This window comes from uncultured Pontibacter sp. (assembly GCF_947492645.1).
Taxonomy (GTDB): Bacteria; Bacteroidota; Bacteroidia; order Cytophagales; family Hymenobacteraceae; genus Pontibacter.
In genome coordinates, this window is the sequence record NZ_CANLMZ010000017.1 from 36,661 (window position 1) to 61,012 (window position 24,352).

Consider the following 24,352-nt stretch of genomic DNA (forward strand, 5'->3'; position numbering starts at 1 on the left):
TTAGCTTCGGTTTTATACTTTGGTTTATACTTATGCGCTTACAATTAAACACCACAAAGGCAGTAGCGGGCTTTACCTAAGTATACAAACCAGATTTAGAGAATAAAAAAGGAAATAGGCCATAATTTAAGCATCTTTCATCTTCTTTCTTTAATTTGCCTCAAACCGAAAAATGAATTATACATGACCTATAAAGAAAAACTAGCAGCTATCCGCAGTCAGATGAAAGAAGAAGGTGTAAGCGCCTACATTATCCCTTCAGCTGACCCGCATATAAGTGAGTATTTACCAGACAGGTATAAATGTATTTCTTTTGCATCGGGCTTTTCGGGCTCGGCGGGCACCTTGGTAATTACCCAGGATACAGCCCATCTATGGACAGATGCACGTTATTTTGTGCAGGCTAACGAGCAACTGGCAGGCACAGGCTTCGAATTGGCCAAACTGATAGTTCAAAATGCACCGGAATATATAGACTGGCTGGCTGAGCGCCTGCAAAACGGCGAAACTGTAGCCTACGATGCTAAACTAATCTCTGTTAGCCTGGCTCAGTTACTGGAGGCTCAGTTAATGCCATTAGGAATTAAAATAAACAGTAACCGCGATTACCTGGACCCAATCTGGGAGAACAGACCACAACTGCCTGCAGAACCAGCCTTTTTACTGGGCGAGGAAGTAGTAGGGGAGTCGCTGGAGAGCAAGCTAAGCAGGCTAAGAACTTCCTTAAAAAAACAAAGAGCAGATTATCATTTAATCTCGTCGCTGGACGACCTGGCCTGGTTGTTTAACATGCGCGGATCTGACGTAAAGTGCAACCCGGTAGTGCTAAGCTTTGCACTTATCAGCCAGGAGGTTTGCATGCTGTTTATAGACCAGGCCAAACTGAGCGATGCTGAAAAAGACAAATTGCAGCAGGCGGGGGTTAAACTTAAGCCTTACGAAGATATAGAGCAGGTTTTAACGGAACTGCCAACGGGTGCCAGTATTTTTATAGACCCACGCCGTAATTGCTACGCCCTTTACAAACAGCTGCCTGAGTCGGTGAGGGTGGTGCAGGATACAAACCCAACCACTTTTTTTAAAGCGCAAAAGAACGAAGTAGAGGCAGCGCACACACGCCAGACAATGATAAAGGATGGCGTAGCTTTAACGCGCTTTTTTAAATGGCTGGAAGAGAACATCGGTAAAACTAAAATAACTGAACTTTCGGTAGCTGATAAAGTGCTGGAGTTCAGAGCCCAGCAGGAGGGATTTGTGGGAGAGAGTTTCGATACTATTGCCGGATATAAAGCCCATGGTGCCCTGCCACATTACAAAGCAACACCAGAAAGTGATGTAGAACTCCAACCAGATGGCCTTTTCCTGCTTGATTCGGGGGGGCAGTATACTTCTGGTACAACAGATATTACACGCGTTGTGTCGCTGGGCAACCTGACAGAAGAGGAAAGTATAGATTATACATTGGTGCTGAAAGGAATGATTGACGGCTCTACAACCCGTTATCCGAAAGGCACCAAAGGGTACCAAATTGATGCCATTACCCGCAAACCGCTCTGGGATTACGCCCGCAACTACGGCCACGGCACCGGCCACGGCGTCGGCTTTTTCCTGAACGTGCACGAGGGCCCGCATGTGCTTAATCCTACGCCAACGCCTGTAGCCTTGGAACTAGGCATGATCTCATCGGTAGAGCCTGGCATTTACCGCGAAGGCAAACACGGCATCCGTATCGAGAATCTTGTACTGACGGTGCAGGACGAAACAAATGACTTTGCGGAGTTTTACGCTTTCGAGCATCTTACACTTGCCCTGATCGATACCACGCCGATTAAGAAAGAACTATTGGAGGCACACCAGGTAAAATGGCTGAACGACTACCACCAGCAGGTTGTGGAGAAACTAGGTCCTCATTTAACGGAAGATGAGCTAACCTGGCTGAAAGAGAAAGCCAGGCCGATATAGGTTGCTGGTTTAAATAAGAAAGATAGCGGCTATACTTGCAAAAGTATAGCCGCTTTTTTGTGTCGCGGGTTAAGCATTGATGCGTTGCATGTAGCTGGAAAAGTATAGGCAGCAGTAAAGGCTAACGTAAGAGGAGCAGAAGTATAAGGGCATCGAGCTATAATTTATACTTATGCCCGCAAAAAAAACAGTCTCTTAGCCCTCCTTGCCGGATGCTGTGTTTATACTTTAGCTCAATTAGAAAAACGCGAAGCAAATAGTATACTTTATCTGCAACCTTTAGCCTAAAACTGACTAAAAGGAAGTTCAGAGCAACAAGTTATACTATGTCATTCAGATTTCTACCCAAATTATATGCAGCTGCTTTTGCACTCTTTTTACCCTTGGCAGCACATGCACAAAGCACGCCACGCCCGGCCTCTGTTACAGTTAAGATAGATGTGCCGCAGAATATGCGCGGCGGTGTTTTTAGTGTTGATCGTTTTGCCACCATTCCACCCGATTTTAAACTGGAAGTATATGCCCGTGTAAGCGGTGCGAGGTTTATGGCTGTGGCACCTAACGGCGATTTATTTGTTTCGATGCCCTGGGACGGAAAGGTTAAGGTGATTCGTCAATTACCGGGTGGAGGAATAGAGGACTTTGATTATGTAGATGGCTTGCAACGCCCACACGATATTGTGTTCCACAAGATCGGGAGTACGCAGTATGTGTACATTGCCGAGAAAAACCAGATTAACCGCTATACTTACACCAACGGCGAAAGACGCGGCCAGAATCGTGAAATAGTAGTAGCAAACTTGCCCGATGAGAGTTTAGCAGAATTGAAGGGCAGCTATGGCCATGTACTCAAAAATATTGCGCTCGATAGCAATCATAAATTATATGTTTCTATTGCCTCTACCTGCAATGCCTGCATAGAGGACACCCAAAGTAACCCTAAGCGCGGCGCAATTTACCAGTACAATGCCGATGGTACAGGAGGCCGTTTGTTTGCAGAGGGAATCCGAAATGCGGAAGGCCTTGACTTTGTGCCAGGTACCAATAATTTGTGGGTAACGCTAAACCAACGCGATAATGTAGCCTATCCTTTTAACGACAATACCGGCAACTACGGTAAGGTAGTGCAAAGCTACGTAAACAATAACCCCCCAGAAGGTATAACGCTGGTGCGAGATGGCGGCAACTATGGCTGGCCTTTCTGTAACCCCGACGGCAGACAAGGGATGGATAACATGGGTTTTATCAATGATGTAGAGCTTAACCCTAACAATGCAGTAGACTGCAGCGGCATGGACCGCATCAGCAAAGGTATACAGGCACACTCGGCTCCGCTTGGCTTGCTTTTTACACAGAATACACAAATGCCACAGGCTTACCGCAACGGTGCTTTGGTGGCTCTGCACGGCTCCTGGAACCGCTCTAAGGCAACAGGCTATAAGATTATATACTTTCCGTGGCAAAACGGCTTACCCGGAGACCAAATAGATTTAGTCGGAGGTTTCCTTAATTCTGATTCTACAGAAGCATACAGCCGGCCAAACGATATTGCCATAGACGCACAGGGCAATCTTTTTATATCTGATGATGCTGCAAGTGCTATTTATAAGCTAACATATACCGGTGCAGTTACATCAGCAGAACGCGAGGCCTTAGACAGAGCCGTTGAAGTATATCCGGTTCCAGCCTCTAAGGTTTTAAACATCAACGTAAGCAACCTGAAAAGCAGAAGTGTGCAGTTTATACTTACCAATGCGCAGTCGGCAAATGTGCTGGACCTTACAAAGCAGTTAAAAGCCGGTGCCGCGAATAAAATTCAGTTAGACACAAGCAAATTAGCGGCGGGCATTTACTTTTTAAGTATAGTTTCTGGAGATACGCGTGTTGTAAGAAGAGTCGTGATTCAGTAGTTTGTAGTGCTGTTAATATGTTAAATAAAGTGAGGTGGACATGCTGTAGCCTCCCTACTTTGTGCAAAGCGTACTGATATCAAGAGAGACCATAGTGGTTAACATTAAGCAACTCAGAGTGCAGTAATTCTGAGTTGCTTACTGTTTTAGTTTATATGCCATGCACAGCAGTACAAGGCTAGCAATGGTTCTCAATTTATACTTAGAGAAAAGCAATTGGCGATCATGTATAATAATAGCTCTACCTTTGCCGCTTATACTTTGGGTTGCAGGATAGCAGCCTGTTTACGATGAGCAGTTTTATACTTTTATTCGGTTGCCTTTTGCTTGGTGTGTTGTTGCAGAAGGTGCGTAATTTCCCGATGAATACGCCGCTGGTACTCAACCAGTTTATAATTTACATCTCGCTTCCGGCGCTTGCTTTATACTTTATACCTGAAGTTGTGCTAGACCACACAGTGCTGTTGCCAGTAGGGGTGGCCTGGATATGCTTTGCTGGTTCTGCGTTGCTTTTCTGGAGTTTAGGTAAGGCTTTTGGTTGGTCTCGTAAGCTAACGGGCTGCCTTATACTTACAGCTGGCCTGGGCAATACGTCGTTTATTGGTTTTCCGGTGGTAGAGGCACTTTATGGTTCTGAAGGGCTTAAAACGGCTATATTGATTGATCAGCCTGGCTCGTTTTTTATACTTTCTACAGTAGGTATTGCCGTGGCAGCTGCTTTCTCTAAGGGTACTGCAAGTGCAAGCGCCATCGCCAAAAAAATCATTACCTTTCCGCCGTTTTTTACGTTTGTGCTGGCTATACTTTTAAACCTGCTCAACCTGCACTTTAACGACGATCTGAAAGATGTTTTTCAGCGTTTGGGTAGTACGGTAACCCCTTTGGCACTTATTTCGGTGGGTTTGCAACTACGCATAGAGCGCCGCAGCAAGCATTGGAAGTTCCTGGTTATCGGTCTGGCTTACCAGCTTATACTTGCGCCGCTGCTTATTTATACTTTGTATGTAGGGGTTTTAGGACTGAGCGGGGAAATTATACAGATCTCAATTATAGAGGCTGCAATGGCCCCTATGATCACAGCCTGCATTGTAGCGGCATCCTATGGTTTAAAGCCCAAACTTGCCAACATGATGATTGGCTTTGGTATCCCGATCTCATTTATCACGCTGGCCTTTTGGTATTGGATTGTGCAAGGGGTATAATACCTGTTATTGCTTCATTTCCAACTTAAAACGCTGGTCTACCTGATGGATCAGGTTGTTAGGAGGTGTGGCAGTAATAGAAATTATAACTTAAAGTTGATATGCTGCTATATCGGCTTTCGAGCTTAAAAAGCAACTATTACGCTTCCGGTTCCTCGTAAGTATCCAGTTTGATTTTTTCGATCAGCAGGTAATTCTTAAACTGGTGGATCATGCGGTCCATCTCTTTTTCTTTTGCCGAAAGCGCTTCTACTTCTTCATCAGATGTTTGCAGCACGGGGCGCAGTTTGTAAAGGCTGTCCTGTATTTGCGGTATGGCAGCCTCGGTGTGTTGCCTTACCTCTTCGTTGGGCTGGGTAAGCAGGCTTTCTTCCAACTCCTGAATATACTTTTCAAGGAACTGAACCATGTGCCACGGGTTGTTTGGCTTGTTCCAGGTAAAAGTAGTGTTGCAGCGGCGGCAGCGGTAAGTGTTGCACTTCCAACCATGTTCGTTTGTAGTCACGCCATTTTTCTTAAGCATATCAGCTTTCTGGCACTTAGGGCAATAGGCATTGTCCTCTATTACCTTCTCCAAACGCTCACGCTTGTCTAGTATAATAGCGCGGTTCTCGGCATGTTTTATTAATTGCCCCTCCAGGTTTTGGCAGGCATTGGTAAGTTGCTCGTGCTCCTGGCTCAGCTCTCCTGTCTCCATTAATAAAGTAGCGCGCTTGCTAAAAAAACGTATCAGCTTTATTAGTTCTCTTTCGTTTGGCTTCAGGGGTAGGTTGTTCATAATTTATGTGCGTTGATAAGCAAAGATAAAAAAATCTGATGGAAGTAGACAGGAGGTGTCAATTTAGACTACATGCCAGGGGCAATATATTATTTTTCCCGAACCCGCTTGTAAACGCGTATGGCCAGCATCAGGATAACAGAGAAAAGTATAAGCCCCACAATGCCCCAAACCATACTTAAGGCATTTTTGAGCACTACTAAAAACACGATGCTGATAAGGAAAAGGGTTGCCACCTCGTTCCAGATGCGCAGTTGTGTGGAAGTATACTTTAGAACGCCCTGTTGCTGCTGCTTAAAAATGCCGTGGCAAAGCAAGTGGTATACATACAAGCCAAGTACAAACGAAAGCTTCCAGACGAGCCATCCAGGAACAGCGCCATACAGGTACAGCATAGACAGGCCAAAAATGAGCGTAAGTATGGCCGATGGCCAGGTAATACCGTACCAAAGGCGTTTCTGCATCACAGAGAACTGCTTTTGAAGTATACTGCGTTCGGGCTCAGGTTTCTCGGCAGCCTCTGCAAAGTATATAAACAGGCGCACGATGTAAAAAAGCCCCGCAAACCAGGTTACCACAAAAATGATGTGCAGCGCTTTAACGTAAAAGTAGCTCATAGCCTAAAATGGTGTTTCTGCAAAGGTAAGGCAAATGTTTAAACGAGGCAGCAAAACTAGAGCTATACTTAAGCTCGGGAAATTTGCCAAAGATTAGTACCTTCACAGCATACGGCGAAAACATAACGTTAATCACACCATGAAAGTAACCACTCCCACGCTATTACTGGACAAGCAGAAAGCCCTGAAAAACATCCAAAGGATGGTAGAGAAAGCCAGCAACAGCGGCGTTCGCCTGCGTCCTCATTTTAAAACGCATCAATCGGCACAGGTTGGTGAGTGGTTTCGTGCAGTTGGCATAGACTCCATTACGGTATCATCAGTTAAAATGGCCCGTTATTTTGCAAACAACGGCTGGAACAATATACTGATCGCTTTCCCGGCTAACATACTGGAAATGGAAAGTATAAATGCCCTTGCCTCCGAAATAAACCTGCACCTGGTGGCCGTAAACATCGAAACCGTGGAGGCCCTTGCTGCAGAACTGACGCAGCCGGTGCGCATCTGGCTGAAAGTGGATACCGGCTATGGCCGTACTGGTATTTTACCGCATGCCCACACTGACCTGGACGCAATTCTGGATGTTATACAACAATGCGAGAATATTTGGTTTGAGGGCTTTCTGACCCACGACGGACACACCTACAAGGAAACAGAAAAGGACGCAATCCAATCTATCCATAATACATCCCTTTTCCTGCTGCACCTCCTCCGCGACCGTTACATAGATGCGTTTCCGGAACTGAAGCTATCGTATGGGGATACTCCCTCGTGCAGCGTTTTAGAAGATTTAAGTGGTGTGGACGAAATAAGGCCCGGCAACTTTGTATTTTACGACCTCACGCAACAGCACATCGGCTCCTGTACCTACAGCGATATTGCGGTTTGCATGGCGTGCCCTGTCGTGGCAAAACACCCTGAGCGTAACGAGATTATACTTTACGGCGGCAGCGTGCATTTTTCAAAAGACGTTCTACTGCAGGAGGATGGCACCCCATGCTATGGCCGTGTGGTAACATTAACAGAAAATGGGTGGTCTGGGCCAATGGATGGGATAGAAGTGGTGTCGCTGTCGCAAGAGCATGGCATTGTGCGGGCATCTGAAGAGCTATTTGAGAAGTATAAAATAGGCGATGTGATGGGTGTTTTACCAGTACATTCCTGCCTTACAGCTGATTTGATGAAGGGCTACCTGACAACAGAAGGTGATGTGTTAGAGCACTTGTCTGGTAAGGCGTTGCATGTTTAAGTATGGGAAAGCAGGTGGATATGTGGCCGGAGGAGCAGGCCTCAAAAAGTGACAGAGTGGCGCTGGCAAGTATAAAAAATATCAAAAAGCCCGGTGTAAAGTATAAAGAACCCGCTAAACGTACGCCTTACCCCAAAAAAACAGGCAAACCAAGTAAACCTCGGGGTAAAAAGAAGAAGACAAAATCCGCCAGGCCTTTTTGGATAGGGGTTGCTTTTCTGGTAGCCATTGCCATGGGTGTGTTGTACGTAGAGTTCCTGCGGGAAGAGGAGCAACCTATATGGCCCGAAGGACACAGCCCAATGGGCAATAGTGTGCTCGGAGTGGATGTTTCACGGTACCAGCGTAAAATTAATTGGGAGAAGGTAAAAGAGAACGATGTTTCTTTTGCCTTTATCAAAGCTACAGAGGGCGTTAAACTGCAAGACAGTTTTTTTGAGCGCAACTGGGAAAAAACAGCTGAGGCAGGTATTTTAAGAGGTGCGTACCACTTTTACCTGCCACACCTGAAACCTGACGTACAGGCCAAAAACTTTATAAACACCGTTACGCTGGCTCCCGGCGATTTGCCTCCTGTGCTGGATGTGGAGGTGAGGGGTCGCATGCCGCTCAACCATTTCCGGGGCGACTTAAAAGAGTGGCTGGTGCTTGTAGAAAGAAAGTATGGCGTAAAACCGATTATTTACACAGGGCACAGTTTTTACAAAGATTACCTGGAAGGCTATTTCGATGAGTATCCACTCTGGATTGCCCACTACAATGTTCGTGAGCTAACCCTTCAGAAAACCGACAGAACGCTTCTCTCTTTCTGGCAGCATACTGATAAGGGAGTTATAGAAGGAATAAAAGGCCACGTAGACTGTAATATTTTTTACGGCAGCCTTCGCGAGCTCAAAACGCTTTGTATACAGCCACCCGTTGCTAAAAAGTAAAGATTTTTATAAAACCAAAGGCGCAGTTGATAGCTGCGCCTTTGGTTTTTAAGATTGCTTTAATTAATATCTGTCGTACCCACTATCATAATCGCTGTGCCAGGTTCTGCCACGGTTGCGGCTATTTGTAAAGTCCTGTCTTTTGCTGCTGTCAAAGCTGTGGTTAGGGTCGTAATCGTAGTCGCTGTCCTTGTGGTGGATGCGTGCGTTTTCTGTATCGCGGGCATATGGGTCATGCTGTTGTTGCCCTCCATAGCTGCCCGAGCTGTAGCCGCTCTGTCCGTAGCCGCCTCTGCCTGAGCTGGAGCCATAATTGCTACCGGATGAACTGCCCCTGCCATAGTTGTCGCTGTTGTAGGATCCCATAGAGCCATAATCGCCCATGCCTGAGCCTCTTGCGCTGCGGTTGTAGCCGCTGCCCATATAGTTGCCTTCGGAGCCGCCGTAGTTACCCGAAGAAGACGAGCCAAAGTTATCGCGATCCCAATAATTGCTGCTGTTGTTCATGCCGCTGCGGCTCTGCATCTGGTTTGGTCCAAAATCATAGCTATCTTGGTTCCCGCCCTGAAATCTTCTGGAAACATCAGAACCGTAAAGCGAGTCGGGGTTATCATCGTGGCGGTAGCCGGTGCCGTGGCTGTCGTAGTCGCTGCTGTAGCCATACGAGCGTTGCCTTGATGGCCCGGATTGGCCCTGGCGACTGCCCATACCGCTTTCGAATTGAGAACCGGACGCTGCGCCTGAGCCGCTGGAGCGCTGCGATGGATAACCACCTCTGCTGCTGCCAAAGCCCTGTGCACCGCCATAGCTACCCATGTTGCCGTAGTTGCGGGAGGTGCTGTAGGTATCGCCGCGGCCGCTTACATTTCTGGATCCGGCCATTTCGTTGCCTTGGTTCCCCCAGGTACCGCCATAGCTTTCGTTACCGTAACCGCCCCTGGCTGCAGAGCCATAGTCATCAAAGCGGTAATTGCTGTCTTGCTCCGGATGCCTGTAACGGTCTGAGCGGCGTGTATGGCCATATGGGTTCGATTGGTTTGTGTTCATAGTTTTCGGTTTAAATGGTTATGTGATACTGGTATTACACTTTATCTAAACGAAAGCTAAGGGGAGGGGTTAAGTTATTTTGCGGCAGCTGTTATTTGTTTCGGAGCTTATGCGTAGTGTAAGAGCCGTCATCGTCCCCGGGGTTTAAACTGCCTTTAAATGTGATTCCTTCTAAATAGGAGTTAAATTCACTCTTCTTCAAAGTATAACTCAAAGAAACGATAGCAGCGGCAATAACCACAACATAAGCTGCATAACGGATCGTGTCATAAAAGCCGTGGCGGGTGCGGTGTATAAGCAAGCGCAGAGGCATTAGCACCGGCTGTAGTATGGAGGCATGCAGTAGGTAATGGCGCACCCATTCCATAAAGCGTTCCTGGCCAATAACCACAATAGAGCTCACAATGGCTACATTTGTCAAGGCAAACAAGGCCATCATCTGCACATAAGGGTTATTGTACACATGGCCATACTTGTACTGGCTATACATGATAGCCCCCAGGCTTAGCGCACAGATCATGATGTTAGGCAGGCTTAGCCAGAAGTTGTTTTTAGGTTTATCGTCTTTTGGTGTGGGTATGTAGGGTACCTTAACCCGAAGTATGGCATAGACCAAACCAAGGCCAAAAATCCACCAGGTGCCTGTGCGCAGTATACCACCAAACATATGAAAGCCCTTCTCGTTTTTTTCGTGGTACCAGCGCTGCGCAAACTGCCTGATGCATATGGAAATACAGAAGAACGGCATAAACATCACCACAAATTCGCCTAACGACACATACCACGGAAACTCAGCAAGTATAAGGGCAAGTGCAGGAATCAGGAAGTCGAAGAGGTTGAACACGCCAAACAGGTAGTAAAGCGGCAACGTGAAATAATGAATTTTCTGGCGCCAGGTAAACTTTGTGAATAGCTTGGGATATACTGTGAAAAGTAATTCGAAGGTGCCGCGGGCCCACTTTATCTGCTGCTTAAAATAAGCGGCTAATGTTCCGGGTACTAAGCCTCTTGTTAATATCTTGGGTACGTAAACTGATTTCCAGCCTTTTGCGTGCAGCTGCATGGCAGTATGCATGTCCTCTGATAATCCGGCTGCATGGCCCCCAATGCTATCAAGCGCTTTTCTGCGGAACGTACAGTTAGCGCCGATGGCCTGTACGGTTCCGTAACTGTTCATGCCCATCATCATTGGGCCATAAAAGCTATAAGTCTGCTCTGCGGCACCGTAGGCAACCAAGCTTTCTTTTTGGTTACTGTATGCCTGCACCACCTGCACAAAGCCTACATCTGGGTCCTCAAAGTATGGCAGCACTTCGTCCAGAAACTCTGGTTGCGGCACATGGTCCGGGTCAAGTATAAGGCAGATATCACCTGTAGCCTGTCGAAGTGCATTATTGATATTACCCGCTTTGGCATCTACTTTTACAGTTCGGGTTACGTGTATCACGCCCATGCGCTCACAGGCAGCTTTTAATGCCGGGTCATCTCTTTCGTCGCATAAGTATGTTGTATGGGGGTATCTTATGTTCTGGATGGCCTCCAACGTGCCCAAAATCATACTATGCGGTTCGCCGGGGCAGGCTGTTGTTAATATATCTACTGTATACTTCGTTTTTAGAATAGGTTTAACAGGCACGCTTACATCGTAGTAGTGATACCACTCATGCAGCGTGCGCAGTAATTTAAAGCCCAACGCTGTAGTCAGGAGCCAGAACAGCGGCCCGTAACCTACATGGTCTTTATCCAGGAACCAGTAGAGGAAGAGTCCTAGCGTGAGTAGCCCAAGCATAATCATGAACCGCATGGCTCTGACATCTTTTGCTTTAGGTGCATGATCTAAATCTGCTGTGCCGGATTGTACTACCTGATGCTTTTGGCTGAAAAATACCATTTATAAAAAGAGGGTGTAATAGTGTTCCAATTCATATTTGAGCTGGCCTGTTACCTGAAGCGTTTGTTCTAAAACTATGAACATCTGCCTTCTGGCCCCGTAGATATACTTGGCCTAATATTAAAAGTTGAAATTTTAACCACAATAAATAATATATTCATAATATAATTATATTTATTAATATTTATGTCTAACTATCAGCGCCCCTTACTGCTGTTTGTCATTTCTGTGTTAGTTTCCTGGTTCTTATTTTGGATAGGCTGCTCTTCAAAACCTGCGGACCAGGAGAAGTATGTTGCTAAAAATCGTAAAGTAGAAGTTGTAAAAGAGTCTGATGGGCGCTACGTATTATACCGGAACGGGGAGCCATACTATATAAAAGGCGCTGCCGGATACGATTTTTACGACCGCCTTGCAGATTATGGAGGAAACTCTGTCAGGGTTTGGCATACAGATGATGCACAGCGCATTTTAGACGAAGCCCATAAAAATGGGCTGACAGTAACGCTTGGTTTGTGGATGGCCCGAGAGAGGGAAGGCTTTAACTACTATGACAAGGATTTGGTGCAGCAGCAACTGGAAGAGCTAAAGCAGGTAGTGTTAAAGTATAAAGATCACCCGGCTTTGCTTATGTGGGGAGTCGGAAACGAGTTATATGCCGAGGGATCAAACGTTAAAGTATGGGATGCCGTGAACCAGGTAGCCGAAATGATACACGAAGTCGATCCGGATCATCCTACCACCACCACCGTGATGAACGTGCCAGTTAAGATCGTTAATATCATCGTGGATCGTTGCCCGGCGTTGGACATCCTGTCCATCAACTCGTTTGGCGGCCTTTATTCTATGCATGATGAATTAGCTAAAACCGACTGGAAAGGCCCCTATGTGGTTTCTGAATTTGGTGCAATGGGCTACTGGGAATCTTATTTAACCTGGTGGATGGCACCGATAGAGCAAACTAGCTCAGAAAAAGCCGAATTCACACGAAAGTTTTATAAAGATATTATCCTGAAAGATACCACCCAATGCCTGGGCTCTTATGTGTTTATGTGGGGCAATAAACAGGAAACAACCCCAACCTGGTTTAGTATGATAAACAACGATGGCGAAGAAACAGAAATGGTGCAGGTGATGCAGGAACTGTGGAGTGGAACAGAGGCCCCAAACAAAGCACCCTATATCGCTTACCTCAAGCTGAACAACCAATTCGCCTTCGACCAGGTTTACTTGCGCCCTGAGCAAACGTACCTGGGGGCTGCTTACCTCTTCGACCCCGATCAGGATTCTGTGCAAGTGCATTGGGAAGTGCTACCCGAGGTAAAAGCAGAAGACGGCAATACAGGCCAAGAAGAAACACCACAGCCTGTGCAAGGGCTGTTGTCTAATTTTAAAGATAATAAGCTGATCCTTAAAACGCCTAAAAAAGAAGGGGCTTACAGGCTATACTTATATGCGCGTGATGGAAACAAAAACATAGCCACAGCCAATATTCCATTTTATGTGATGAACTACTAACTTCTAAGGGTATACTTGTTTATGTTCAATTTTGGTGATTTGCATTGAAATGATTAAAAATTGTTTATTATCAACTTAATGTATGTTTGGAGCCTTTTAGCACAACCAAGCCTAATAAACATAAGTAAATGCATCTATTCAAGAGTATAGGATAGCATGTAAAAATACAATATTAGAGATATTTATTTTTAGCGTGTTCCTCTCTTGCCAAACTAAACAAGATATAAAGCATGGCTAAGGTAATAGAGTTACAAGGAGGGTTACACCAACAGAAAGCCCACGATTTTTACCGCGAAGCATTAAGTATACTTACTGATTGCAAAATAGATTTTCTGGTTGGCGGCGGATTTGCCCTACGTCTGTACACAGACATTATGCGGGATACAAAAGACCTTGATATTTTCTGCAGGTCCGGGGACTGCCCGCGAATACTTAAGGTGTTTAAAGAGCAGGGCTACGAAACAGAACTAACCGATGCACGGTGGCTGGCAAAAGCCAAAAACGGAGAACACTTCATGGACATCATCTTTAACAACCCAGGAAACCATTGTGCCGTGGATGACGCCTGGTTTGAAAGATCTGTTAAAAGCGAGCTGTTGGATTTTAAAGTAAGTGTTATACCTGCTGAAGCACTTATATGGTCTAAGTTGTATGTTCAGAACAGGGAGCGTTATGATGGAGCAGACATCAACCACCTTATACTGCGCTACGGCACCAAACTAGACTGGAAATGGCTTTGGTCGCACATGGAAACGCATTGGCAGTTGCTGCTTGCCCAGTTTATGTCGTTTCAGTTTGTATACCCCTCAGAGAGAGACCTGATACCCAAGTGGCTGTTTGATGAATTGTTGATTAGAGCGCAGGAGCAGTATGACATGCCGCTGCCCGTAGAGAGAATTTGCAGAGGCCCTTTGATTGACCAGACGCAATACGCAACCGATATCACCGATTGGGACTATAAGGTTGTAACCATCAGATCAATTTAAACATGGCAACAAAAAAAGCAAAAGAAAAAAAACTTAAAATTGCAGCAGTAGGCGATATACATGTTCGGGAGAACGATACAGGAAAGTGGGAGGAGTATTTCAGGGAGGTATCGGAGAAGGCTGATGTGCTGCTATTGTGTGGCGATTTAACCGATACCGGTAGGGTGATTGAAGCGGAGGTGCTGGCACATGAGCTGAAAGCATGCGCCATACCCGTAATAGCAGTTTTAGGCAACCACGACTACGAACGCGACAACCACGAAGACATACGAAAAACACTAGTACATGAAAATGTGCATGTACTCGATGGTGATTGCATTGTGATTGATGGGGTCGGGTTTGCGGGTGTAAAGGGTTTCGGAGGCGGTTTTGACAAAGGAATGCTGGGTATGTTTGGCGAACCCATGATTAAAAGCTTTGTGCAGGAAGCTGTAGATGAAGCCCTGAAGTTAGATGGCGCCTTAGCCAGGTTGGATAGCGAAAACGAAAACCTTAAAAAGGTGGTGTTGCTCCATTACGCTCCAATTAAATCCACCGTTGTAGGAGAGCCGGAACAGATTTTCCCTTTTTTGGGCTCTTCAAGGTTGGCAGAACCCCTTAACAGGCGCGATGTGGTGGCGGCTTTTCATGGGCACGCCCACATTGGCACGTTAAAAGGCGAAACATCTAAAGGCGTAAAGGTGTTTAATGTATCAAAGCCTATACTTTTAAAAGAAGGATTCGAGCAGCCATACTTTATGTTTGAAGTATAAATGCAACGTTTGCTTTTATATTATTGATGCAGCCTGTGTAAGACTAACTCGCTGCTTTTTAAGTTGCAATGCAATTAAAGTACAGAAAGTAATGTTGGCAGTCAAGAGGTTAGTTTGCTAAACGTTGTACCCATCGCTGCTTTAAGCACTTTGTCCCAAATTTATTCTAACTTTATGCTCTTTTAAATTGGAATCCTATTCCCTATTAAGTCTACAATTAAATTTAACATATGGCAGCGCCAAAATTTCAGATTCAAAAAAACTCTTTCCATGCTGAGCTAAAGCGACGGATACAAGACTATTTTCAGGAAGAAGGCATCTCAACAACAGGTAATTATAAACTTTACATCAAGGCGATCATCTTAACGGTGGGCCTGCTAGCTATTTATACCCATGTGGTTTTCTTTACTCCCGAAAGCGGCTTGTTTGCCATTTTTGAATGTATGGTGCTGGGTCTGATAACCGCTGGCATTGGCTTCAACATAGTGCATGATGGCTCTCACGGCAGCTTTAGCAAGATTAAGAAGCTTAATGAAATGGCAGGCTTGTTCCTGAACCTGCTTGGCGCAAACGAGTTTATGTGGAACACAAAGCATAATGTGATTCATCATGCATACACCAATATTGACGGGGTAGACGATGACCTGGATGCTGGCCCTTTGCTTAGACTTTGCGAAACTCAGAAGTTGCGTAAAATACACCGTTTCCAGCATTTCTACTTTTGGGCGGCCTATTCCATGCTATTTTTTTACTGGGCATTTTTCTCAGATTACCAGAAGTACTTTACAAAGAAAGTAGGTACAATGCCACTTAAAAAGATGAAGGTTTCAGACCACCTTAGCTTCTGGATATTTAAAGCGGTTCACCTTATTTTCTTTGCGGTGCTGCCAATTTATACTGTTGGCTTTCTGCCTTGGCTCCTGGGCTTCTTTGCTTATGGTTTAGTTGTTGGTTTTGTAATGAGCATTGTGTTCCAGTTAGCACATACCGTCCGCGAAACGCATTTCCCGGTAGCCTCTGTAACTACAAATAAAATGGAGGATGAGTGGGCGATTCATCAGCTTAAAACTACGGCCAATTTTGCCACAAATAATAAGCTGGTAACGTGGTTTTCAGGAGGTTTAAACTTCCAGGTGGAGCATCACCTTTTTCCTAAGATATCGCATGTGCATTACCCGGCTTTAAGTAAAATTGTGGCCCAGGCTTGTGCCGACTTTAATATTCCTTATCACAACATACCTAAAATGCGCATGGCTGTTGTATCGCACGTATCGCATCTAAAGCAGCTTTCTAAAGCTTAGGGCATTGTTTATACTTTAGGCGGCCTGATAAAACAGAAGAGGCGCAGCATGTACATGCTGCGCCTCTTCTGTTTTATCAGGCCTTTGTAATGGCTACGCCGCTGGCAAACATCAAGGCATCTTCGATGGTGCCGCTTAGTGAGTCGGGGAGGTGCGTATACTTTTTGATAGCTTTACGGAGGTAAAAACTTGCATATGTGCCTGCAATAGCTGCCGCTGCGCCAAGCAAGGCACCTTTAACGGTGCTGGCTTTGTTTGCTGTAAATATAGTAGCGCCTACTACTCCGCCCGATGCAGCACGTATTGCAAGAGATGGCAACAAAATTCTATCAGGTACATTGGGTATCTTATCGCTGATTAGCTCTGTTGCAGCCAATACTTTCAGGCCTGTTGCAACTGCATCAGACTGCAGGAAGTGCAATGGGCTATGCACAAGGCTCTGGCCTGGCAGCCTGCTCAACTCATCACTCAGCAGCGCCGGTGCCGACATGGCCCGCATCCCTGATACGGCCCCCATAGCCACCGCCTTCCAGACGTAATTGTTTTGGTCGTATAGCATAAAGTTCTTTTAGATTTTTGATGTTATACGTGTTGTAGCAGAGAAAAAGTGAATCCTTTTGAAGAGATGTGCAGGGTAATGTACCGCTCTAACCTAAAGATGCCTCATCATACTTATACTTGTAAGTAGGCATTTATACTTACTTGAAGTGTAGTTAAGATGCCATACTTGTATTGGAGAGCAAATGCAGCTGTTTACCTGAAGTGGAACTGTGTTTTTAAATGAAAAAGGAGCTCTTGGTGAGGAGCTCCTTTTTCATTTAAGGTGTAAATTAGTTGTCTCGGTACAAACTATAGTTATAAATATAGTCTACAAAATCATCAACAGAATAAACAGGCACATCATCCGGAATGGTGAGTTTATACTTCTTTTCGAGTTTAAGTATAATTTCCACTACATCCAGTATATCAAAGCCTAGCTCAGTTAAATCGTTAACTGACACCAGCCGTTGTGGCGTGATTTTCTTGAATGAACTTATGATTTTAACTACTTCCTGGCGAATAGCCTGCGAAGTTAGATTTAAGGTACTCATAACATAAAAGGTAAATGTTGATTCAGACTCAATGCAACTAGCCTCTCGTAAGTGCAATATCCTGCGTAAAAGGGTCCTGTGCATCTTAAGAATGTACAGGACCCTAATACATCAGGAAGTTTAGATTAATGCACTAACTCGTGTGCCATTTTCTTTTGCTCTAGCTCAGCAGTTTCACGCTCAAGCTCTTCAAGTGTCTTATCTTCCAGTTCGATCACAGTTTTCTTGTCTAAGCCAAACTTAGCCAGGATTCTGTCGAAGCCATAGTAGATAATCGGAACCACAATCAGCGTCAGGAACATAGAAGAACTCAAACCACCGATCAAAGCCCAGGCCAGGCCATTTTTAGTAGCGGCTACCGAACCGCCTGCTAAGGCAATCGGTAACATACCTATAACCATTGCCAGCGTCGTCATCAGGATAGGGCGGAAGCGTATTCTAACTGCTTCAATCAATGCTTCTTTTACTTCCACGCCTTCATCCTTCAGCTTGTTTGTAAAGTCAACCACCATAATCGCGTTCTTTGCCACAAGACCAATCATCATGATGATACCCAATATCGAGAAGATACTCAGCGACTGGGCGGCTAGCGCCAGGGCAAGCAGGGCACCAATGATTGCCAATGGTATAGAGAACAATACAACCAGCGGATACACGTAAGAGTCGTACAGGGCCACCATGATCAGGTACACGAAGATAATAGAGGCAAGCAAGGCAATACCCAACGTACCGAAACCTTCGCTCTGGTTTTTCATGTCGCCACCAAACTCGTAGTTTACGCCTTTTGGCACTTCAATCTCATCCAGTTTTGCCTGAATATCGGCACCAATCGAACCAGACGGACGGCCAATGACCTGTGAGTTCACGTTTACCGAAGTTACACGGTTGTAACGCTCCAGCTGCGACGGACCCGTAGACTGACGGATGTCAGCGAACTGTGCCAGGCGAACGATCTGACCTTTGTTGTTTACAAAAGATAAGTTACCAATGTCGTTCACGCTGCGGCGGTCAAACTCATCCAGGCGGATGTTGATGTCGTAGTCTTCGGTGCCGGAACGGAAGGTTACATCAGAGTTACCACTAAAAGCCAACTGCATACTTGCACCCACACTCTCCAGCGACAGGCCAACATTTGCCATTTTATCGCGGTCCACTACTACTTCAATTTCCGGGTTACCACCTTCTACAGATGTTTCCACGTCTACGGTACCTTCTACATTCTCGGTAATCTGCATAACCTGCTGCGAGAAAGCCATTACAGAATCCAGGTTCGAGCCTGAGATAATGATCTGAATAGGAGCCTGCGAGTTACCCACCAAACCAACTGGCACCGGCGTTACTTCCACATCCGGAATTCTGCTTTCGATATCCGCTTTTGCCTGGCGGCTAAACTGGTTTGTACTAAATGTACGCTCTTTTACATCTACCAGCGTTACCGAAACGTCAGCCTTGTAAGCCGTGTTCTGGCCGGCCTGCGCCGATGTGGTAGTACCAACTGTGGTAAACACTTTTTCCACTTCAGGAATCGACTCCAGGTATTCTTCTACCTGGCGCGTTGCAAAGTTTGTCTGTTCAACAGTAGCGTTCTTTGGTAACTCTAACTGTAAGCTTACTTCACCACGGTCGCCGGCAGGTATAAATTCTGAGCCTATAAAGCCGAACGGCACCAGGGCAAACGAAGCAAACAGCATGAGTATAGTTACTGCCAGCGTAATGAACTTGTGGTTAAATGCCCACTTCAACGCAGCTGTAAAGCCGTCGATAATTCTATCCAGTAAACGCTCGAAAGAAAGTATAAAGCGCCCGAAAATGTTCTTGTCAGAGATGTGCTCTAGTCTTGAGAAACGGCTGGCAAGTAACGGGATCAGGGTAAAAGCAACGAACAAGGAAATCATCGTTGATACCGCAACTACTACGGCAAACTGGCGCAGGATATCCGAAACCAGACCTGTAGAAAGCGCAATCGGTATAAACACTACTGTAATTACCAGCGTGATCGAAGTTACAGTTGCCATAATCTCACGGATACCATCGTAAGCAGCCTGTGCAGGCTTTTTACCCATTTCCATGTGGCGGTGAATGTTCTCAATTACCACAATGGCATCATCCACCAGAATACCAACCACCAGCGAAAGTGCCAGCAGCGACATCAGGTTAAGCGAGTAACCAAACAGGTACATGAAAATAAAGGTCGCTACCAACGATGCTGGAATTGAGATCATTACAATTACCGCATTCCGGAACGAGTGCAGGAACAGCAACATCACAACAGCAACCAGTATTACCGCGATCATCAGGTCATGAAGTACTGAGTCGGCAGCTTCCAGGGTAAAGTCAGAAGAGTCGTTGGCGATGTTGAATTTCAGGCCTTCGGCAGCGTACGTTTTCTCTAAATCAGCAAGCGCTTCCTTCGTTAAACGGCTTACTTCCACGGCGTTGGCATCCGACTGTTTTTGTATCGTTATACCTACTGAAGGGCTACCGTTGATACGGTTCATTACTTCGATATCCTTTTGGGTATCCTGCACTTCTGCCACATCCGACAGGCGTACAATACCGCTGGCATCTTCACGGATGATCAGGTTATTAAGCTGCTCAAGCGATTGGAACTTACCAGCCAGACGTATCTGAGTCTGTCCGCTTTCCTGCTTTATCTTACCGGTCGGGAAATCAAGGTTTGAGTTGCGTATCTTCTGCTGTACCTGTAGTATAGACAGGTTATACGCCTCTAGTTTGTTAGCATCAATGTTTACTTTGATCTCACGCTCCTGGCCACCCAACACTTTAATGGCAGCCATACCCTGAATTCGGGAAAGCTCCGGCTTGATCTTCTTGTCGATCAGGTCATAAAATTCTGTTGCAGACATGTTGGCCGTAGCACCCATTTTGATGATAGGCAAGTCGTCGAGGTCAAACTTGTTCAGCGTTGGAGCATCCGCATCTTCGGGCAGGTTAGCCAGTATGGTGTTGATCTTACGCTGCGCATCCTGCAAGGCCAAGTCTACATCAGTACCCTGGTTAAGGTTGATCACGATCATCGAAAAGCTCTCCAGGGAGGTACTTTTCATCTCTTTCACGTTCTCAAGCGAAGCAAGTGCGTCTTCAATCTCCTTTGTTACAGAGTTCTCCACCTCATTTGGCGAGGCACCCGGGTAAATAGTACTAATAGTTAGCACCGGCGGGTTAAACTTAGGCAAAAGCTCGTAATTGAGCGATTGGTAGCTGACAACCCCCAAAAGTGTGAGGACGGTAAATACCACCACCACCAAGGTTGACCGCTGTATTGATAATTTGGTTATGTTCATTTTACAGTTCCTTATTTAAAAGAAGTTATTGCGTTTACCAGTTTTAAACACACCGCCAACTTGAGCAGAGCAGTAACTGGTGGTTGCTATTGGCAGCCAGTTGCAAACTGGCACCATTCACAGCCACAAGTTGCGCTCAAGCTAAACTTGCGGCATGATTACAAAAATTACTTCAGCAACGTTACTTTGATGCCTTCGCGCAGGTTGATCTGGCCGCTGCGAACAATCTGCTCTCCTGCCTGTACACCCTCCAGTATTTCTACTTTATCCTGTGTAACAGTACCTACTTTTACCTGGCGCATAGTAGCTTTTCCGTCTTTTACCACATATACACTTGGGTTCTGAATGCTACCTACAATGGCTTCGCGAGGTAACAAAAGGGCATCACGCTGGTCGGCAACCTCAAAGTAAGCGGTACCATACATACCGGCTCTCAGGTTGTTATCGCCTGCATTTTTAACTTCTACTTCTACATCAAACTTCAGGGTTGGGTCGGCTTGTGCTGCGATAGCTGTTACAGTACCTTCATATTCCTGGCCAGCTCCGGCATCAGCTTTCACCGTTACTTTATCACCTTTGTTAATCAGCAGTACTTCGTTTTCAGATGCCTTAACTTTTAGTTTCAGCTTGTCCACGTTTACGATGTCGTATAGTTTGGTACCCGTGTTCAGGTAAGAACCAACTTCAATATAGATCTCGTTGATTTCGCCGCTGATAGGGGCTGTAATGCGTGTTTTAGTTAAGCGCTGACGTGCAGCTACCAACTGTGCCTGCGTAGACTTGGCAGCAAGACGCGCATCTTCCAGCTGGCGCTGTGTAATCGCATCGCCGGCAGCAAGGTTTTCAAAACGCTCCAGGTCTCTTTTTGCTTTCTCAGCGTTCGTTTGTGCGGTGGCAAGGTCAGCAGCCATTGTGTTGCTTTCTACCTGCACCAATACTTCACCGGCTCTTACTTTATCGCCTTTGCGCTTTGACACACTCTTTATCTGGCCTGTAGTTTCTGACAGAAGTGTTAAGGATTGAATAGGGGCGAAGTTACCCTGCGCCGTAAATGATTTGTCGAGCTTCTCAGTTTTAAGCTCTGTTACCGCAACCGGAATTGCATCGCTTTTAATATCTGCAACTGCTGCGTTGGCGGCCATATCTTCTTTATTGCTCATTAGCTTAAAGCCAATAGCAGCCAGAACAACAAGTACAACTACGATATAAATTACCTTCTTCATGTTAGTTTTTGAATGTATGTCTTAGTTAGATAATGATTCTAGGTTTCCCTTTGCTTTCAGATAACTTAACTGGGCTATCTGGTATTTAAGTCTTTCGTTATTCAGGTTTGTCTGGGCTTCGCGAAGGGCAGTTTCTGCATTTAATAAATCGCTAAGCGGTGCCAGCGCCTCTTTGTATAGTTGGTTTGTCGTATCGTACACTTCCTGGGCCAGCTTTACGTTGCGCTCCTGGGCTGCTATGTTGTTCTGGCTGTTGCCCAACTGGCTCAGGGCATTGCTCAGCTCCACCTGGGTGTTTTTATTGTACTGCTGTATATCCAGGTCCATTTTCTTCAGCTCTATCTGGCGTTGCTGCACCTGAGATTTTTTGCGCAAACCATCAAAGATTGGAATGTTCAGCTGCACGCCTACCTGAGAGTTAGGAAACCACATGGCGTCTGAGTTGCCGATCATGCGGCCATCGTACTGCGACTGGTAGTTATAGTTACCAAAGGCAGACAGCGACGGGTAGTAACCTGATTTGATGTTCTCTATCTCAAGTGCCTTTAACTCTTGCTGCTTGTTAAGGATCTTAAACTCGGCACGCTCAGTAGCTTCCTCGTTTATTCCGGCCATCGTTGGCTGCTCATCCAGTAGCTGGTCTTCTGCAGTACCTGATAAAGCGATCTGCTCTTCCAGGGGCATGCCTATGAAGAACTTAAGTACATTTAGTTGCTGCACATAAGCTGCCTCCAAGTTCTGTTTCTGGTTCTCGAGGTTGATCTTGTTTACCTTGATGCGGTTTACATCTACCTTCTTAACCAGGTCGTTCTTATATTGTAGTGTCAGGATCTTTTCCAGCTGGGTTAGCATATCCAGGTTGGCGTTGAGGCTGTTAAACTGCTCCTTTGTCTGCAACACCTGGTAATATGCGCTTCCCACGTTGTAGATCACGTCTTCAGTAGCCATTTCTTTACGGATACGGTACAGGTCTTCGGCACTTTTAGCGGCTTTTAACCCCACAAAGTATGATTTACTGAACAGCAGCTGCGTTACAGATAAACCCGCCTGTACTGTATTGTCTGTACCCATAGGTTTGATAAGCGGGCCAGTACCTTCGGGATTAAAGTCGGCAGGAAGCGCGATCATAGATTTTTCAATCGTTCTTACAGCTGAGCCCTTCACATCCACCTGCGGCAAACCTGCGCTGCGGGCTTCGTTAATCTGGTATCTGGAACCAAGTTCGTCGTAAGTGGCCTTCTTTATGTTCTCGTTGTTTTCGAGTGCGTAATTAACAGCCTGTTGCAAGTTCATTTCCTTCACCTCAGCCTGTTTCTGTGCAAAGGCAGGAGTCATGCAGAATAGTGCTAATCCTACTAATAAGTGTTTGGTATTCACGTTTATAGTTCTTTTTGTTTAGTTGTTACTATTTAGTTCTGAAATTAGAGAACCAAACAAATGAAAAAAAATTACTTTCTGGTATTCTCCCAACGATCGAGTAGCTTTGGCAACTCTGCGTGCAAGTACTTAAGGAAATCTGCCACCTCTAATATATTCTGGTTGTATTCGGGTGTCTTGGATGTTCGCTCAGCTACAACTTCCTGAAGGATATCCGCAAAATCCGTAATTGAGTCTATCTCTTTTGTAACCAGTTCGCGCCATCTGTTCAACTTTAACCGGAAGTAACGTTTACGGTCGCCGCTAAAGGTGATGTAATCGAGGCGATTTAGTTGCTGGAGCATGTTAAGGGCATTGCTCGTAGCACTTTTGCTGATACAAAGCACCTCTCTGATTTCATCAAAAGTAAGCTCAGGCTTATCGGCCACATAAAGTAAACCGACAATGCGGCCAGCAACTGGCTGCATCCCTGTCCTCTCTTGCATAATGCCTATTTTCTCAATCAGAGCCTTTTGTTTTTCTGATAATATCATTTCTTGCTTTTAAGTTCTATGATAAGAACAATGCAAAAGTATGTATTAGTTCTCTTAGTTCAAAATTTACAGAACTAAATTATTTTCTTTTAATTTAGTGCAAATGTAGAGGTAATAAGTTAATTGGAAAAGCTTCCTGTTAATCTAGAACAATATGTGGGTTAACTGCTTTATATGCAACTAATTGTGTTAGCCTAATTTTACAGGTATAGCAAGTGGGGGTAGTTTATAGTGTTGTAGTTGCGGCACAATCCAGGCTTTTGCCTCATCTACAGCGTCAAAAAATTCGATACCTACATTTTTGCCGTAGATGCGGTAAGCTTTATCTCGAATGGAGTTTCCCATTGATTTTATTTCGTTGCCAGGGGGGCGAACTATAGCGATATACTTCAGACTGCTTTGTGAAAGTATAAGTGCGAGCACTTCAGTTGTCCATCTCTGATCTTCTGTCTCCAGGTCATTCAGACGTATACTTTCATGTATCCAAAGTTTAATTTCCTGATCATGAATTACCTGTGCCATGTGTTGCAAGCCAGCCCGAAAGTGGCCGCTATCAATAGGCATAGCCCACTTACTATATAAGAGCTTCCTGGAGGCATCTATACCATACATCAGATAATCTTTCATGAAATATTTACCTTAGGCTAAATTGTGGTTATACATTATCTCCTAACTAAT

Annotated in this window: 20 protein-coding genes; 9 read left to right on the forward strand and 11 right to left on the reverse strand. The window is 45.4% G+C overall.

Annotation, left to right across the window (positions count from 1 at the left end; all coding sequences use genetic code 11):
* Window positions 1-183 precede the first annotated feature (183 nt).
* From Q1A23_RS19285 to Q1A23_RS19295, 3 genes are all read left to right on the forward strand, one after another.
* The gene (locus Q1A23_RS19285; RefSeq protein WP_299826489.1) at window positions 184-1,962 is read left to right on the forward strand and encodes an aminopeptidase P family protein; all 1,779 of its coding nucleotides are present in this window, start codon (window positions 184-186) and stop codon (window positions 1,960-1,962) included.
* A 326-nt stretch (window positions 1,963-2,288) separates the two neighbouring features.
* The gene (locus Q1A23_RS19290) at window positions 2,289-3,872 is read left to right on the forward strand and encodes a T9SS type A sorting domain-containing protein (protein WP_299826491.1); all 1,584 of its coding nucleotides are present in this window, start codon (window positions 2,289-2,291) and stop codon (window positions 3,870-3,872) included.
* 290 nt (window positions 3,873-4,162) lie between these two features.
* Window positions 4,163-5,074 carry an AEC family transporter gene (locus Q1A23_RS19295; RefSeq protein ID WP_299826493.1) on the forward strand — a complete coding sequence of 304 codons (912 nt, stop codon included), beginning with the start codon at window positions 4,163-4,165 and terminating at the stop codon, window positions 5,072-5,074.
* Between the two features lie 139 nt (window positions 5,075-5,213).
* Here Q1A23_RS19295 and Q1A23_RS19300 read toward each other — a convergent pair whose 3' ends face one another.
* Together Q1A23_RS19300 and Q1A23_RS19305 are read right to left on the reverse strand one after the other, a co-directional pair.
* Window positions 5,214-5,852: a hypothetical protein gene (locus tag Q1A23_RS19300; RefSeq protein WP_299826494.1), complete on the reverse strand. Its 639-nt coding sequence runs from the start codon at window positions 5,850-5,852 to the stop codon at window positions 5,214-5,216.
* An 89-nt stretch (window positions 5,853-5,941) separates the two neighbouring features.
* Window positions 5,942-6,469, reverse strand: a complete 528-nt coding sequence (locus Q1A23_RS19305) for a CopD family protein (RefSeq protein ID WP_299826496.1) — start codon at window positions 6,467-6,469, stop codon at window positions 5,942-5,944.
* A gap of 139 nt (window positions 6,470-6,608) precedes the next feature.
* Between Q1A23_RS19305 and Q1A23_RS19310 the strand changes: the two genes are divergently transcribed.
* Both Q1A23_RS19310 and Q1A23_RS19315 read left to right on the forward strand, forming a co-directional pair.
* A complete protein-coding gene (locus tag Q1A23_RS19310) occupies window positions 6,609-7,718 on the forward strand; it encodes an alanine racemase (RefSeq protein WP_299826498.1) in 1,110 nt (369 codons plus the stop codon).
* Window positions 7,719-7,720: 2 nt separating this feature from the next.
* Window positions 7,721-8,650, forward strand: a complete 930-nt coding sequence (locus Q1A23_RS19315; RefSeq protein ID WP_299826500.1) for a glycoside hydrolase family 25 protein — start codon at window positions 7,721-7,723, stop codon at window positions 8,648-8,650.
* 63 nt (window positions 8,651-8,713) lie between these two features.
* On the opposite strand, the gene Q1A23_RS19320 is transcribed toward Q1A23_RS19315, so the two are convergent.
* Window positions 8,714-9,697, reverse strand: a complete 984-nt coding sequence (locus Q1A23_RS19320; RefSeq protein WP_299826502.1) for a hypothetical protein — start codon at window positions 9,695-9,697, stop codon at window positions 8,714-8,716.
* Window positions 9,698-9,788: 91 nt separating this feature from the next.
* On the reverse strand, window positions 9,789-11,588 hold the full coding sequence (locus Q1A23_RS19325) for a glycosyltransferase (RefSeq protein ID WP_299826504.1): 1,800 nt from the start codon (window positions 11,586-11,588) through the stop codon (window positions 9,789-9,791).
* Between the two features lie 186 nt (window positions 11,589-11,774).
* Here Q1A23_RS19325 and Q1A23_RS19330 point away from each other — a divergent pair, with 186 nt between their 5' ends.
* From Q1A23_RS19330 to Q1A23_RS19345, 4 genes are all read left to right on the forward strand, one after another.
* The gene (locus Q1A23_RS19330) at window positions 11,775-13,106 is read left to right on the forward strand and encodes a glycoside hydrolase family 2 TIM barrel-domain containing protein (RefSeq protein ID WP_299826506.1); all 1,332 of its coding nucleotides are present in this window, start codon (window positions 11,775-11,777) and stop codon (window positions 13,104-13,106) included.
* 230 nt (window positions 13,107-13,336) lie between these two features.
* A complete protein-coding gene (locus Q1A23_RS19335; protein ID WP_299826508.1) occupies window positions 13,337-14,092 on the forward strand; it encodes a nucleotidyltransferase in 756 nt (251 codons plus the stop codon).
* 2 nt (window positions 14,093-14,094) lie between these two features.
* Window positions 14,095-14,844: a metallophosphoesterase gene (locus Q1A23_RS19340; protein WP_299826510.1), complete on the forward strand. Its 750-nt coding sequence runs from the start codon at window positions 14,095-14,097 to the stop codon at window positions 14,842-14,844.
* 230 nt (window positions 14,845-15,074) lie between these two features.
* A complete protein-coding gene (locus Q1A23_RS19345) occupies window positions 15,075-16,145 on the forward strand; it encodes an acyl-CoA desaturase (RefSeq protein WP_299826512.1) in 1,071 nt (356 codons plus the stop codon).
* A 76-nt stretch (window positions 16,146-16,221) separates the two neighbouring features.
* Here Q1A23_RS19345 and Q1A23_RS19350 read toward each other — a convergent pair whose 3' ends face one another.
* The 7 genes from Q1A23_RS19350 to Q1A23_RS19380 form a co-directional block, all read right to left on the reverse strand.
* On the reverse strand, window positions 16,222-16,704 hold the full coding sequence (locus Q1A23_RS19350; RefSeq protein ID WP_299826514.1) for a DUF4126 family protein: 483 nt from the start codon (window positions 16,702-16,704) through the stop codon (window positions 16,222-16,224).
* Window positions 16,705-16,975: 271 nt separating this feature from the next.
* Complete coding sequence (locus Q1A23_RS19355) at window positions 16,976-17,236, reverse strand: phosphopantetheine-binding protein (protein WP_299826516.1); 261 nt, start codon at window positions 17,234-17,236, stop codon at window positions 16,976-16,978.
* A 125-nt stretch (window positions 17,237-17,361) separates the two neighbouring features.
* Window positions 17,362-20,541, reverse strand: coding sequence for an efflux RND transporter permease subunit (locus Q1A23_RS19360; protein WP_299826518.1), 3,180 nt, complete (start codon window positions 20,539-20,541; stop codon window positions 17,362-17,364).
* Window positions 20,542-20,708: 167 nt separating this feature from the next.
* Window positions 20,709-21,764: an efflux RND transporter periplasmic adaptor subunit gene (locus Q1A23_RS19365; protein WP_299826520.1), complete on the reverse strand. Its 1,056-nt coding sequence runs from the start codon at window positions 21,762-21,764 to the stop codon at window positions 20,709-20,711.
* A gap of 21 nt (window positions 21,765-21,785) precedes the next feature.
* Entirely contained in the window at window positions 21,786-23,141 is a 1,356-nt protein-coding gene (locus Q1A23_RS19370) for a TolC family protein (RefSeq protein ID WP_299826522.1), read from the reverse strand.
* Window positions 23,142-23,212: 71 nt separating this feature from the next.
* The gene (locus tag Q1A23_RS19375; protein WP_299826524.1) at window positions 23,213-23,674 is read right to left on the reverse strand and encodes a MarR family transcriptional regulator; all 462 of its coding nucleotides are present in this window, start codon (window positions 23,672-23,674) and stop codon (window positions 23,213-23,215) included.
* Window positions 23,675-23,863: 189 nt separating this feature from the next.
* On the reverse strand, window positions 23,864-24,301 hold the full coding sequence (locus Q1A23_RS19380) for a hypothetical protein (RefSeq protein WP_299826526.1): 438 nt from the start codon (window positions 24,299-24,301) through the stop codon (window positions 23,864-23,866).
* Window positions 24,302-24,352 lie beyond the last annotated feature (51 nt).